12 protein-coding genes are annotated in these 12,964 nt (G+C 61.2%); 10 read left to right on the forward strand and 2 right to left on the reverse strand.

Annotated elements, in window-relative coordinates; genetic code table 11:
• Positions 1-62: 62 nt before the first annotated feature.
• On the reverse strand, positions 63-1,499 hold the full coding sequence (locus tag CHN51_RS09870) for an NAD-dependent succinate-semialdehyde dehydrogenase (protein ID WP_100093864.1): 1,437 nt from the start codon (positions 1,497-1,499) through the stop codon (positions 63-65).
• Between the two features lie 86 nt (positions 1,500-1,585).
• Here CHN51_RS09870 and CHN51_RS09875 point away from each other — a divergent pair, with 86 nt between their 5' ends.
• The 10 genes from CHN51_RS09875 (at position 1,586) to gspM (ending at position 11,790) form a co-directional block, all read left to right on the forward strand.
• Positions 1,586-2,506, forward strand: coding sequence for an SMP-30/gluconolactonase/LRE family protein (locus CHN51_RS09875; RefSeq protein WP_100093865.1), 921 nt, complete (start codon positions 1,586-1,588; stop codon positions 2,504-2,506).
• Positions 2,507-2,515: 9 nt separating this feature from the next.
• Positions 2,516-3,214 (forward strand): VIT family protein, encoded by a 699-nt coding sequence (locus tag CHN51_RS09880; RefSeq protein ID WP_100093866.1) that lies wholly within the window; start codon positions 2,516-2,518, stop codon positions 3,212-3,214.
• The gene (locus CHN51_RS09885) at positions 3,211-3,858 is read left to right on the forward strand and encodes an HAD-IA family hydrolase (RefSeq protein WP_100093867.1); all 648 of its coding nucleotides are present in this window, start codon (positions 3,211-3,213) and stop codon (positions 3,856-3,858) included. Before CHN51_RS09880 ends, CHN51_RS09885 begins: the two co-directional genes overlap by 4 nt.
• A 120-nt stretch (positions 3,859-3,978) precedes the next feature.
• Positions 3,979-4,776 (forward strand): type II secretion system protein N, encoded by a 798-nt coding sequence (locus CHN51_RS09890; protein ID WP_100093868.1) that lies wholly within the window; start codon positions 3,979-3,981, stop codon positions 4,774-4,776.
• A 23-nt stretch (positions 4,777-4,799) separates the two neighbouring features.
• Entirely contained in the window at positions 4,800-6,923 is a 2,124-nt protein-coding gene (gspD, locus tag CHN51_RS09895) for a type II secretion system secretin GspD (RefSeq protein WP_100095540.1), read from the forward strand.
• Positions 6,923-8,470 carry a type II secretion system ATPase GspE gene (gene gspE / locus CHN51_RS09900; RefSeq protein WP_100093869.1) on the forward strand — a complete coding sequence of 516 codons (1,548 nt, stop codon included), beginning with the start codon at positions 6,923-6,925 and terminating at the stop codon, positions 8,468-8,470. The genes gspD and gspE overlap by 1 nt, the downstream gene beginning before the upstream one ends.
• A complete protein-coding gene (gspF, locus tag CHN51_RS09905) occupies positions 8,463-9,686 on the forward strand; it encodes a type II secretion system inner membrane protein GspF (protein ID WP_100095542.1) in 1,224 nt (407 codons plus the stop codon). Before gspE ends, gspF begins: the two co-directional genes overlap by 8 nt.
• Positions 9,687-9,706: 20 nt before the next feature.
• Positions 9,707-10,180 carry a type II secretion system major pseudopilin GspG gene (gene gspG, locus CHN51_RS09910; RefSeq protein ID WP_164089107.1) on the forward strand — a complete coding sequence of 158 codons (474 nt, stop codon included), beginning with the start codon at positions 9,707-9,709 and terminating at the stop codon, positions 10,178-10,180.
• Between the two features lie 12 nt (positions 10,181-10,192).
• Positions 10,193-11,320, forward strand: coding sequence for a hypothetical protein (locus CHN51_RS09915; protein ID WP_100093871.1), 1,128 nt, complete (start codon positions 10,193-10,195; stop codon positions 11,318-11,320).
• Positions 11,317-11,790, forward strand: coding sequence for a type II secretion system protein GspM (gene gspM / locus CHN51_RS09920; protein ID WP_100093872.1), 474 nt, complete (start codon positions 11,317-11,319; stop codon positions 11,788-11,790). Before CHN51_RS09915 ends, gspM begins: the two co-directional genes overlap by 4 nt.
• Here the strand turns inward: gspM and CHN51_RS09925 are convergent.
• On the reverse strand, positions 11,782-12,915 hold the full coding sequence (locus CHN51_RS09925; RefSeq protein WP_100093873.1) for an acyl-CoA desaturase: 1,134 nt from the start codon (positions 12,913-12,915) through the stop codon (positions 11,782-11,784). The two genes, gspM and CHN51_RS09925, sit on opposite strands and share 9 nt — an antisense overlap.
• Between the last annotated feature and the right edge of the window lie 49 nt (positions 12,916-12,964).

Consider the following 12,964-nt stretch of genomic DNA (forward strand, 5'->3'; position numbering starts at 1 on the left):
TATGACTGGGCAACAAGTTGCCAAGTCGTCGCAACCCTCTCCCTTGAGGGAGAGGGAATCATTCAAGCCTGATGGATCGCTTTGGTCACCATATAGGCTTTCAGCCCGTCCGGTCCGTCTTCCGATCCGTGGCCGCTTTCCTTGACGCCGCCGAAGGGCGCGTCGCCGGGGCTGACGGTCAGATTGTTGATCGCGACCATCCCGGCTTCGATCCTGTCGCCGACCATATTGGCGGTGTGCAGGCTGTTGGTGAAGGCATAGGCCGCCAGTCCCAGCGGCAGGCGGTTGGCCTGTTCGATGGCTTCGTCCAGCGTGTCGAAGGGCCGCATCACAGCCACAGGACCAAATGGCTCGTCGTTCATGATATCGGCGTCGAGCGGGACGTGGGACAGGACGGTGGGATCAAAGAAAAAGCCCTTGTCGCCGCGCCGTTCTCCGCCCAGCCGCACGTCTGCGCCCTTTGTCCGTGCGTCCTCGATCATCGCGCCGACGGCGCTCGGACGGCGGGGATTGGCGAGGGGGCCCATTTCAATCCCGTCGCCGAAGCCGTCGCCGACCGCGACCTTGGCGGCGCGCTCGGTAAAGCCTTTGACGAACCGGTCATAAATGCCGGACTGGACGTAGAAACGGGTCGGCGAGACGCAGACCTGCCCCGCGTTGCGATATTTTTGCATCGCGGTCAGATCGAGCGCTTTTTCGATATCGCAGTCATCAAAGACCAGCACCGGTGCGTGACCGCCCAGTTCCATGGTCGTGCGCTTCATGCCCTCGGCTGCGAGCTTCATCAGATGCTTGCCGACCGGAACCGAGCCGGTGAAGCTGATCTTGCGGATCACCGGGGAGGCAATGAGATGGCTGGAGACTTCGGCCGGATCGCCAAAGACGACCTGCGCGACGCCGGAGGGGAGGTCGGCATCAACAAGGCAGCGGATCATCTCGATCGGGCTGGCGGGGGTTTCTTCCGCCGGTTTGAGAATGATGGAGCAGCCTGCGGCAATCGCCGGTGCCAGCTTGCGCACCGGCGTGAAGATCGGGAAATTCCAGGGGCTGAACGCCGCGACCGGTCCGACCGGCTCATATTTGACAAAACTGTTCTGGCCGGCCGGGCGCACGAGAACACGGCCGTAGCAGCGCTTGGCTTCCTCGGCCATGATGTCGAAATGGCTGGCGGATGCGGTGACTTCGCCGACGGCTTGGGCCAGCGGCTTGCCCTGTTCATAGGTCATCAGACGGCCGATTTCCGGTGCCCGCTCGCGCATCAGGTCGGCGGCCTTGTGCAATATCACGGCGCGCTCGGCTACCGATGTGTCGCGCCAGATTGGGAAGGCACGGTCGGCTGCGTTCAGGGCGCGGTCGAGGTCGGCTGTCGTTGCTTTGGGCAGATCGGCAATCGCCTCACCAGTCGCCGGATTGACAACCTGATGGACGTCGCGATCTCCGCCGTCGATCCATTCGCCGTCGATATGAAGTTGCAATTTTCCTGGATAAGCGTTGGACATAGTTGCTCCTGTAACCTTCTGCCTAAGCACTAGACTTGTAGCCGGATTCCCGCAATGACTGTGACAAAATTTGAGAGGATGGATTCATGGAGATAGTCACCGAAGGGCTACGCTTTCCCGAGGGGCCGATAGCAATGCCGGACGGCAGCGTGATATTGGTCGAAATCGAGGCGCAGCAGCTCACCCGGGTCCTGCCCGACGGCACCAAGCAGCTGGTCGCCAAGACCGGTGGCGGCCCCAATGGCGCGGCCATGGGACCGGATGGCAAAATCTATGTCTGCAACAATGGCGGCTTTGAATATAAGGACGAGAACGGCTTTTTGACCCCCGCGGGTATCGCGAAAGACTATGCCGGTGGCAGCATCCAGCGGGTCGATCCTGACACCGGCGAAGTCGAAACCCTCTATAATGACGGCGATTTCGGCTGCATCCTGCGCGGGCCCAATGACATCCAGTTCGACGCCCATGGCGGCTTCTGGTTCACCGATCATGGCAAGACCGATTACGAGAAACGCTGCCACGATATTGTCGGGATTTTCTATGCAAAGGCCGACGGCAGCCATCTGGAAGAGGTGATCTTTCCCTCCAACAATCCCAATGGCATCGGCATTTCTCCAGATGGCAACACGCTCTACGCCGCCGAGACCTTTACCTGCCGGTTGATGAAATTCAATATCACCGCACCGGGCAAGGTGGCTGCCGATGCAGGGCCGGGCGGTCCGGGCATTCCGCTCTATCGTCCCTCTGGCTATAAATTTTTCGACAGTCTGGCGATGGAAGAATGCGGCAATATCTGCGTCGCGACGATCGGCGAGTGCGGGATTAGCGTCATTTCTCCGGAAGGTGAGCTGGTCGAATTTGTCGAGACGCCGGATATCTTCACCACCAATATCTGCTTTGGCGGCGAGGATATGATGGACGCGTGGATTTGCCTGTCGGCGACCGGAAAACTGGTCAAGACCCGCTGGAAACGGCCTGGACTGAAACTGGAATATCTCAACAAATAGGAAGCAGCCTTGAACAGAATTCATGCGGAAAAACATCGGATTGACCGGGTAGGCTGGCTGCGCGCTGCGGTTCTGGGGGCGAATGACGGTATTGTCTCTACCGCCAGTCTGGTGGTCGGGGTGGCGGCTGCGGCCACGTCTCAGGAGACGATATTGCTCACAGCATTTGCCGGACTGGTAGCCGGGGCGATGTCGATGGCGGCCGGTGAATATGTTTCGGTCAGTTCGCAGGCCGATAGCGAAAAGGCGGAACGGGCCAAGGAGGCCTGGGAGCTGGAAAACCAGCCCAAGGCCGAGCGGATCGAGCTGATAACGATCTACAAGAATCGTGGATTGACGGCCGATCTCGCCGAGAAGGTCGCCGATCAACTGACCGAACATGACGCGCTGGGCACGCATTTGCGCGATGAACTTGGCCTGACCGAGCATTTTTCGGCCAAGCCGTTGCAGGCGGCGGCTGCTTCTGCTCTGGCATTTGCGGCCGGGGCGATATTGCCGGTAATCCTTGCGGCGCTATTCAGCGGCCAGATGCTGATCTGGATTGTGTCCGGTACGGCCTTGCTGTTGCTTGCCGCGCTGGGGGCAGCCGGGGCAATACTTGGTGGCGCGCCGATATTCCGCCCCGTTGTACGCGTGACTTTCTGGGGGGCTGCTGCCATGGCTGCGACCGCCGCCATCGGATCGATTTTTGGAGCTGTTGTTGCATGAAATATCAAACTGTAATTTTTGATTTTGGCGGGGTGATCACAAGCTCGCCGTTTGAAGCGTTCAACCGGCTGGAAGCCGAAAAAGGCGTGCCGAAGGACAGCGTGCGCCGGATCAACAGCGCCAATCCCGATGATAATGCCTGGGCCAGGTTCGAGCGCGCGGAGCTGGATGGTGCGGGTTTCGACGAAGCCTTTGCAGCGGAAGCGCGCGCCATCGGTATCGAATTGCGCGGTGCCGATGTGCTGGCGGTTCTTGCCGGTGACGTGCGGCCCAATATGGTGGCGACGCTCGACCGGCTGAAAAGCGAAGGCTTCACGATATCGTGCATCACCAACAATGTCCCTGCCGGCAAGGGCGCGGGCATGGCGATGGACGATGAAAAAGCGGCTGCGGTCACCGCGATCATGCAGCGCTTCGACCATATTATCGAAAGCAGCAAGGCCGGCGTGCGCAAGCCCGATCCGCGTATTTACCAGATGATGTGCGAGGCGCTGAACGTCGATCCGGCGCAATGCATCTATCTTGACGATCTCGGGATCAACTGCAAACCGGCGGCGGCGCTTGGCATGGCGGCGATCAAGGTGTCGGCCGAGCGGCAGGCGCTCGACGAATTGGGTGCCCTGCTGGATATGCAATTGCCCTGACGCTCTGTGCATATAGCGGCAAAGCTGTAATATATTCGTCACCAATGAGTCGTCGAACGGTCGTGAAACCGCTATAGCGCGACGGGGGTTGCAAGGTTGCGGGGATTCGTGGGGAATAGCTTGTCGTACAGATTTGACACGGTGGCCCGCTGGTATAGCCAGAAAGGGCTGTACCCGTTTCTTTTTGCCATATTGGCGGTTTTGCTGCTGGTCCAGGCCGTCCGGCTGATTTGGCTGGTGCTGACGCCGCTGGGTCCGGTCGGCGACTATCGCGCCAATGATGTCGAGCTGCTGTCGCCGCAATCGCGGCTGACGCTGTTCAGCAGCTTCGATCCGTTTTTCCGGAGCGATGCCACGCAAAGCGCCAATGTCGTGACATCGCTGCAGCTGACGCTTTTCGGCATCCGCATGAACGAGGCATCGGGACTGGGCTCGGCCATCCTGGCCGGCCCGGACGGCGTGCAGACTAATTACGCCGTCGGTGAGGAGATCATGTCCGGTGTCACGCTCGACAGCGTGGAATTTGACCATGTGATCATCAACCGGGGCCGCGTGCGCGAGAGCCTCTATCTCGACCAGTCGATCCCCGCGCAGACCGTCGGCACCGAGAATCCGGTGGCGCCGGCTTCCCTTTCTCTGGACAGCAATGAAATTCCCAGTGTCGCCTCGCTGGCACCGCGCAATGATCAGGGCCGCATCACGGGTATTGTCTTGTCTCCCCTAGGAGACGGCAGCCTGTTCAAGAGCGCCGGTTTCCGCAATGGCGATATCATCGTGTCGATCAACGGTAATCCGGTCGGCTCGGCCAGCGATATCGAAGCGTTGAAAAGCCAAATCCGGCCGGGCGCGCGCCTGTCCGTCGAAGTCGAGCGCGGAGCCGATACGGTTCCGGTCGCTGTCAATCTGGGAGCCCAATAATGCCTAGTCTCTTTGCCCGGATCATGGCCGTGCTTGTTCTGTGTGCCACTTTGTGGTCCGCCCCGGCCTCTGCCCAGCACACGCTCAATGTCCGAGACGCCGATATTCGCGCCTTTGTCCAGGACGCGGCAAAGGTGACCGGCCGCACCTTCATTCTCGACAGCCGGGTGCAGGGCAAGGTTTCGGTGGTCACCGACCGGCCGCTCAGCCGCTCGGAATATTTCGAGATTTTCCTGTCGACCCTGCGCGCCAATAATCTGGTCGCGATTCCGACGACCCGCGGTGCCTATCGCATCCAGCCCGCCGATGGAGCCGCTTCGCAACCGAGCCGGATCGGTTCGCGCGGTGCGGAGGGCAACCAGCTGGTAACCGAAGTGGTGCGGCTCAAGTCGATTGTCGCGACCGAAGCGCTGGAAACGCTGCGTCCGCTGGTCAGCAAACAGGGGTCGATCACCGCCAATCGCAACGCCAACAGTCTGGTGATTGTCGACTATGCCGACAATATCCGCCGGATACGGTCGCTGGTCGGCGAGATAGATCGCGACAGCGCCGCCAGCACGATCATCACACTGAAGAACGCAGGGGCGCGCGAAATCGCAACCTCGCTGCAGGCGCTGGCAGCACAGGGTGGCGGCGAAGGGCTGCGCGCACCGGTCACCGTGGTGCCGATCGACAGCAGCAACAGCATCGCCCTGCGCGGAGACCCGGGCGCGGTTGCCCGCTTTGCGCAAATGGCGCGGGAACTGGACAAGGGCGCCGAATCGGGGACCGAGATACGCGTCCACCGGCTCGACTATGCCAATGCCGAACATCTGATGCCGGTGATCGAGAATTTGCTGGGCAGCAACGGTACGGGCGGCGCATCGGCAGCGGTTACGCCCGCCGGCGAAGGTGGTGCGGCCGCTCCGGTCGCCACCGGTGGCGGCAACGGCATTGCCAGCCGGGGGCCGGCCATCGTCACGCGGCTGGAAGGGACCAACGCGATCATTGTCGCGGCCAATCCGGACGTCCAGCGGATGATCGGCGAACTGATCCGCCAACTCGATACGCGGCAGGAACAGGTGGTCGTCGAAGCAATCATCGTCGAGATTTCCGAGACGCTGGCCCGTGAACTGGGCGTGCAATGGCTGGTCGGCGGGGAAGACGTACCCTTTGCCGTGACCAATTTTTCCAATGCCGCGCCCAATATCGTCGATGTTGCGGGCGGTTTGCTGGCCGACCAGTTTGACACGACGACTACCACCACGACCGATACCGCCACCACAGTGACCACCAACAGCTCGGTCGGTGATGCGTTGCGGCAGAATGCGGCGGATTCCGTGCTGGCCGCGCGCGGCGGTTTTGGCGGCTTTGCCACCAGCCTGGGCGGCAGCGCGGTGCTCGGGGCGATCATCAACGCGGTGCAGTCCGACAGCAACAGCAACGTCCTGTCGACGCCTTCGCTGACGGTGAACAACAATCTCAAGGGCAGCATTCTCTTCGGTCAGGAAATTCCGGTGTCGACCGGCGAGGCGCTGTCCGGGAATTTCGACAATGCTTTCCGCACGATCCAGCGGCAGAATGTCGGGATCGAACTGGAAGTGACGCCGCAGATCAATGCGGGGGACGAGGTGCGGATGGAATTGCGGCAGCAAGTCAGTTCGATCGCCGGGCCGGTGTCCGACGATTTCAACGAGCTGATTATCAACAAGCGCGAGATCAACACCACCGTCACAGTGGGCGACGGCGAGATTATTGCCCTGGGTGGCCTGCTCGATGACAACGAGCGGCGCACGATCCAGAAGGTTCCGTTTCTCGGTGATATTCCGCTGCTTGGAGAATTGTTCCGGTCGCGCGGCAAGTCACGGGTCAAAACCAATTTGATGGTCTTCATCCGCCCGACGATCCTGAAGGATCCCCATGACGCACGGCGCTTCTCGAGTGCGCGCTATGGCTATATCCGCGACCGGCAGCTCAGCCGCAATCCCGATCAGGAACCGTCGATTGACGCGCTGGTCCGCGATTATCTCGGCACCGTGCCGCCCTCGGTCAAGCCGCGTCCGGATGACGAGATCATCTATGCGCCCGGTGATATGCCTGCGGTCAGGGACAACGGCATGATCGAGCAGGCTCCTCTGCCTGCAAGTGAGGCCAGCGAGGACCGATGATGGAAATCGCCCGGGGAACAGAGGCGGTGGTCTCCGAAGCGGATGGCGGACTTGGGGCGCTGGCGGCTGTCCGGGACCTGCCATATGCCTATGCCCGTGATCAGGGTGTGCTGATACAGGATCGCAGCGGCGAACGGCTGTCCCTTGCCCTGCGCGAAGGGGCCGATCCTTTGGCCTTGCTGGAGGTGCGGCGCTATCTGGCTCTGCCCTTTGATGTGGAACGGGTCGATGGTCCGGCGTTCGAGAAGCTGCTCAGCGCCCACTATGCGATGGACGGATCGGCTGCCGCCATGGCCGGTGATATGGCGCTGGCGGGCGAGGGGCTGGACGATATTGCCGGCGATATCCCGAGCGCAGAAGATTTACTCGACAGCGCCGATGATGCGCCGACGATCCGGCTGATCAACGGGATTATCGCCGAAGCGGCAAGGCAGGGCGCTTCGGACATCCATATCGAACCCTATGAGACGGGGCTCGTCGTGCGGATGCGGGTCGACGGCGTGCTGACCGAGAAGCTGCGCATGCCGCCGCATGTCGCGGGCGTGATCGTCAACCGGATCAAGGTGATGGCGCGGCTGGATATAGCCGAGCGGCGGATACCGCAGGACGGCCGGATCAGCCTGACGCTGGGCGGGAAATTGCTCGACGTGCGCGTTTCGACCTTGCCCAACCGGGCGAGCGAGCGGGTGGTGATGCGGATTCTCGACAAGGAAAGCGCGGGTATTTCGCTCGACCTGCTCGGCATGTCGCCCAATACCCATGCGATCCTGACCGATGCGCTCAGCGAACCCAATGGTATCATATTGGTCACCGGCCCCACCGGCTCGGGCAAGACCACAACGCTTTATGCCGGTCTCAAGCAGCTCAACGATGGCAGCCGCAATATCCTGACCGTCGAGGACCCGGTGGAATATGCCATTGAAGGGATCGGCCAGACGCAGGTCAATGCGAAGGTCGGCCTGACCTTTGCTGCGGGTCTGCGAGCGATCCTGCGGCAGGATCCCGATGTGGTGATGATCGGCGAAATACGCGACCGGGAAACCGCCGAGATAGCGGTGCAGGCGAGCCTGACCGGCCATCTGGTGCTCTCGACGGTGCACACCAATGACGCGGTGGGTGCGATCACCCGGATGCGGGACATGAAAGTTGAGCCGTTTCTGCTGGCCTCGACCCTGCGCGCGGTGGTTGCCCAGCGGCTGGTTAGAAAACTCTGCGAACATTGCCGCACGCCGATCCAGGCCGATGGCTCGCTGGCTTCGCTGCTGGGTTTTGACAATGGCACCGTGGTCTATCGCGAGACCGGCTGCGAGCATTGCAACCAGACCGGCTTTCAGGGCCGGATCGGGGTGTTCGAGGCGATCCGGATTGACGACACGCTGCGCAAGCTGATCAATGACGGCGGCGACGAGGCCGCGATCACCGCCCATGCATTCCGCAACCAGCCCCATCTGGGCGCAGCCGCGAGAGCGCTGGTCCGGGATGGCTTGACGACGCCCGAGGAAGCGATCCGGATTTCCCGCCGCGAAAGCGATGCGGTCGATGCCTGAATTTGCCTATATAGCGATTGACCCCAAGGGTCGGGAGAAGACCGGGCGGCTGGCGGCGGCCAGTGATGACGCGGCACGGGCGAAGCTGGTTGAACGCAATTTCTATGTCGTCAAAATGGAAGCGGCGCAAGGCAGCATCGGCAACCAGGCAAAGGCTTCCGCCGGTCTGTTCGGACCGAAAAAGCTGTCGTCCAAGGAACTCACCCTGTTTACCCGCCAATTGTCGTCGCTGGCGCAGGTCAGCCCGCTCGAGGAAGCGCTGCGGCTGATCGGCAACCAGAATGAAAAACCACATGTGCAGCAGCGGATCGCAACGGTGCACAGCGGGGTGATCGAGGGGCAGCGGCTGTCGGAGGCGATGCGGCGCGAACCGAAAAGCTTTCCGCCGCTCTACCGGGCGATGATCGCCGCCGGGGAAAGTTCCGGCACGCTGCCCGACATCACCGAAAGACTGGCCGATCTGCTCGAACGGCAGGCCGAATTGCGCGGCAAACTGATCGGCACATTGGCCTATCCGTCGGTGCTGGCCTTGGTTTCGGTCATCGTCGTCGCGCTGCTGATGATCGCGGTTGTGCCCAAGGTGGTCGAGCAGTTTGATGATGTGAACCAGCAACTGCCGCTGGTCACGCGCATCGTGATCGGCATATCGAACTTTCTCGCTGACTGGTGGTGGGCGATTGCAATTGTGATCGGCGCGATACTGCTGATCGGCTGGCGCGCGCTCAAGGAACCGCAGCTGAAATATCGTTTCGATGCCTTCCTGCTGCGCCTGCCGTTTTTCGGGCGCTTGCTGCGGGATTTGCACGCGGCGCGTCTGGCGCGGACGCTGTCGACCATGGTGGCCAGCCGACTGCCGATTATCGAGGGTTTGCGGCTGACCACCGATACGATCCACAATAGCGTGCTGCGCAAGGCTTCGGAAGATATGGTCGAGGCGATAAGAGGCGGTGGTAGCCTGTCGACAGCGCTCAGGAATACCGGCGTATTTCCGCCGATGCTGGTCTACATGACCTCCAGCGGCGAGGCATCGGGACAGCTGGACGACATGCTGGCGCGCGCGGCGGGCTATCTGGAGCGGGAATTTGACAATTTCAGTTCCACCGCGCTGTCGCTGCTCGAACCAATCATCATCGTCGCGCTTGGCGGACTGGTCGCGCTGGTGATATTGGCGATATTGTTACCGATTTTGCAGCTTCAAAATCTGGCCGGACTATAGGGCCGGAAAAAGGAATGATCATGACGACAGAAATTGAACATCCAGACACGGTCTCGGCTCCGGAACCAAAGACGCAGAAAAAGCGCAACGGCTTCACGCTGGTCGAGCTGATGGTGGTGATCTTCATCCTCGGCCTGCTGACGACCATTGTCGTGATCAATGTGCTGCCCAGCCAGGACCGGGCGATGGTCGAGAAGGCGCGGGCCGACATCGCGACGCTCGGACAGGCGCTGGAAATGTACCGGCTCGACAATCTTGCCTATCCCGGATCGTCGGACGGCCTGCAGGCGCTGGTGACTGCGCCGCCATCGCTGGCCACGACCGCCCGCTACCGGAAGGGCGGTTATATCAAGAAGCTGCCTGACGATCCGTGGGGGCGGCCCTATCAATATGACAATCCCGGGCGACAGGGCCCCGGCTATGATCTTTATTCGCTGGGTGCCGACGGCGCGCCGGGCGGCGAAGATGACAATGCCGATATTTACGCAGAATAAGACCGGCAGCGCGTGAATCCCGACCTTCTCCTGATTGCCTTTCCCGCTGCGGATGACGAGGCGCTGCACTGGTGGCATGTCAGCGGCGGCGCGGTGCGGGCTGCGGGCTGCGATCCCGACCCGGTCCTCGCTTCCGGAGCTTATGGTCAAGATGCTGTACAAGCAGACCTGAGCGTGATCGCGCTTCTGCCCTCGCATCTGACCAGCATCAAGGATCATGATGCAATCAGCGGCGCCAATGAAAGCCAGACTCTGGCTGCGGCGACTCTGGCCGCCCGGGCGCAAAGTCTGGAGAGTGACAAGGTCCACATCGCCGCGACTATCGATGGCGAGGGCGGCGCGGTCACGGCCTCGGTCGGACGGGATATCCTGTCCGCCGGGCTGGTCCGGCTGCAGGCGCTGGACATCGATCCCGATGCGATCCTTCCTTCCGGCTGGTTGTTGCCGGTGGCTGGCGATGATCAAGCGGTTGCCGCAGATTTCGGGTTCGACCGCGTTATGCGCGCCGGACATATCATCGCGGTGGATGACCCGGCGTTGCGCGAATTCCTCTTTGGCGACCGGACCGTCGAACAGATAACCGGCGATGCTTTCGACGAAATGCTGGCCGGTGCCGGCCGGAAAACCGATCTGAATTTTCGCAGCGGGCCCTTCGCAAAGAAGACCAAGCGGGCGATGGACGCGAAGCAGAAACGCCGGCTCGGCTGGATGGTGGCGGCGCTGGTCATCGTCTCGCTGGCCATTCCGCTGATGCAACTGGCCAAATATCATTGGGCGGCCAATGCGGCGGATGAAGCTGCTCTGGCCAGTGCCGCTGCCATCGTCGGTGATCAGCAAGACCCGGAAAGCGCCGAACGCGCGCTGGACCAGCGTCTGATTGCTGAGAACCGCGGTAACATCATGTTCCCGGTTCCGGCCTCGGCGCTCTTTTCGGCCTTGCAACAGGTTCCGGGCGTGTCGATTGTCCGTCTGGACTATGGCGAGAACGGCATTGTGTCCGCAACATTGTCTGCTGTCCGCAACGAGGATATCAATCCGGCTTTGCTGGCGATCCAGAAAGCGGGTTTCCTTATCACCGCAACCCCGCGCACCGACGCGACGGGGTCGGCGCAGGCGGATATTACGGTGAGGGCACCATGATCGACAATGCGAAAAACTGGTTTGCCGCGCTCAGCCAGCGGGAACGGATATTGGTCGCGATTGCTGGCCTGCTGCTGGCCGGGCTCGTCGGCTATTATGGCATAGCGCGACCGATGTTTGGCGCCATGACCGCTGCCGAAGAAGGCTATGTCGAGGCGGTCGAGCGGCAGGCGCGGATCGAGACCAAGGTCGCGGCGCTCTCGCAACCGGTAGACGGTCAGGTTGCCAAGTTCAGCGGCGCGATCGATGCCTTTGTCAGCCAGAGCGCGGGCGAGACCGGCATTGCGGTGGCTTCCGTGACACCCCAGTCGGGCAATCGCGTGAACATGGTGGTGGAATCGGCCAAGCCGACAGCGCTCTTCGGCTGGCTGGCGCGGATCGAGCGCGAAGGCGTTGCGATAGAAAGTCTTAGCGTCAATCCCGCAGGAGCCGGAACGGTCTCTGCCACTCTGACCTTGCGGTTACATTAGCGGCGAAGTCCGCGGCCCTTCACTCGGCGGGTTCGATATGGCGCTGCTTGTCCGCCGGGAACAGGGCTTGTCCGCCGGGAACAGGATGCCGCCGTCATCGGCTGACATGACTTCAGGCTCGTCAAACTTGGCGGTTGCCACCTTCGGCTTTTTCTGGACCCATTCGCCTTTCTCGTTGCGGATATAGGCGGGCGCGCGCTGGACGTTCCAGACCAGGCCCATTTTCTCCCAGAGATAGATGATCTGTCCGTTCAAATCGAACTCCCACCATGCGATCTGCGAGGAGGCGGCACGTGGGTGCTGGTGATGGTTGTTATGCCATCCGTCACCGAAGGTCATCCAGGCCATGAACCAGTTGTTGCGCGAACCGTCCTTGGTTTCGAACCGCTGCGACCCGAAAACATGGCCGATGCTGTTCACGCCCATGACGAAGTTCAGGAAGAAGAAATTGCGGAAAAAGCCGCCGATCAAGATGGTGCCGATAATATGTTCGGGGCCGCCGAAGGCCAGCGCCCAGAGGGCCGGCAGGACGATGCTGGAAAAAATCGCGATCGACCAGCGATGTTTGTGGCACCACAATACTTGCGGATCGTCGATCAAGCCCTTGCCATAGACCTTCATGTCGGAGGTGGTGTTGTCGAACAGCCAGCCGAAATGGGCGATGCCGAGCCCTTTCCATTTCGACATATTCTTGCCGTGACCGTCGACATAGGGACTGTGCACATCACCGACGCCGTCGGCAAAGGCATGGTGACGGCGATGGTCTGCTGCCCATTTCAAAACCGAAGCCTGACAGGCCATTTGCGCCATGATCCCGATGGCGAGGCGCATTTTCGGGCCGGCTTCGAAAGCGCGATGGGTGAAATAGCGGTGATAGCCGATGCCGACGCCCATGTTGATCAGGGCAAAGCCGAAGAGAAAGGCCGACCATTCGACCCAGCCGGTGGCGTGGAAGATGGTCCAGTATAGCGCGCCGAGCGAGCCCAGCACCATCGAGGACAGCAGGATGCCATATTCGATCCGCTTCGCGCGCGCAGCCGGTCCGCCAATGATGACGCCATGCTGTGGATGCTGTTCCGACGGTGTATATTCGTCGGGTTGAATGTCGCTAAATGCGGTTGCCATCGACCAAAATCCTCGAAAATCTTATCGGGACCTCAGGATATAGGCTATT

Source organism: Sphingorhabdus sp. YGSMI21 (assembly GCF_002776575.1).
Lineage (GTDB): Bacteria > Pseudomonadota > Alphaproteobacteria > Sphingomonadales > Sphingomonadaceae > Parasphingorhabdus.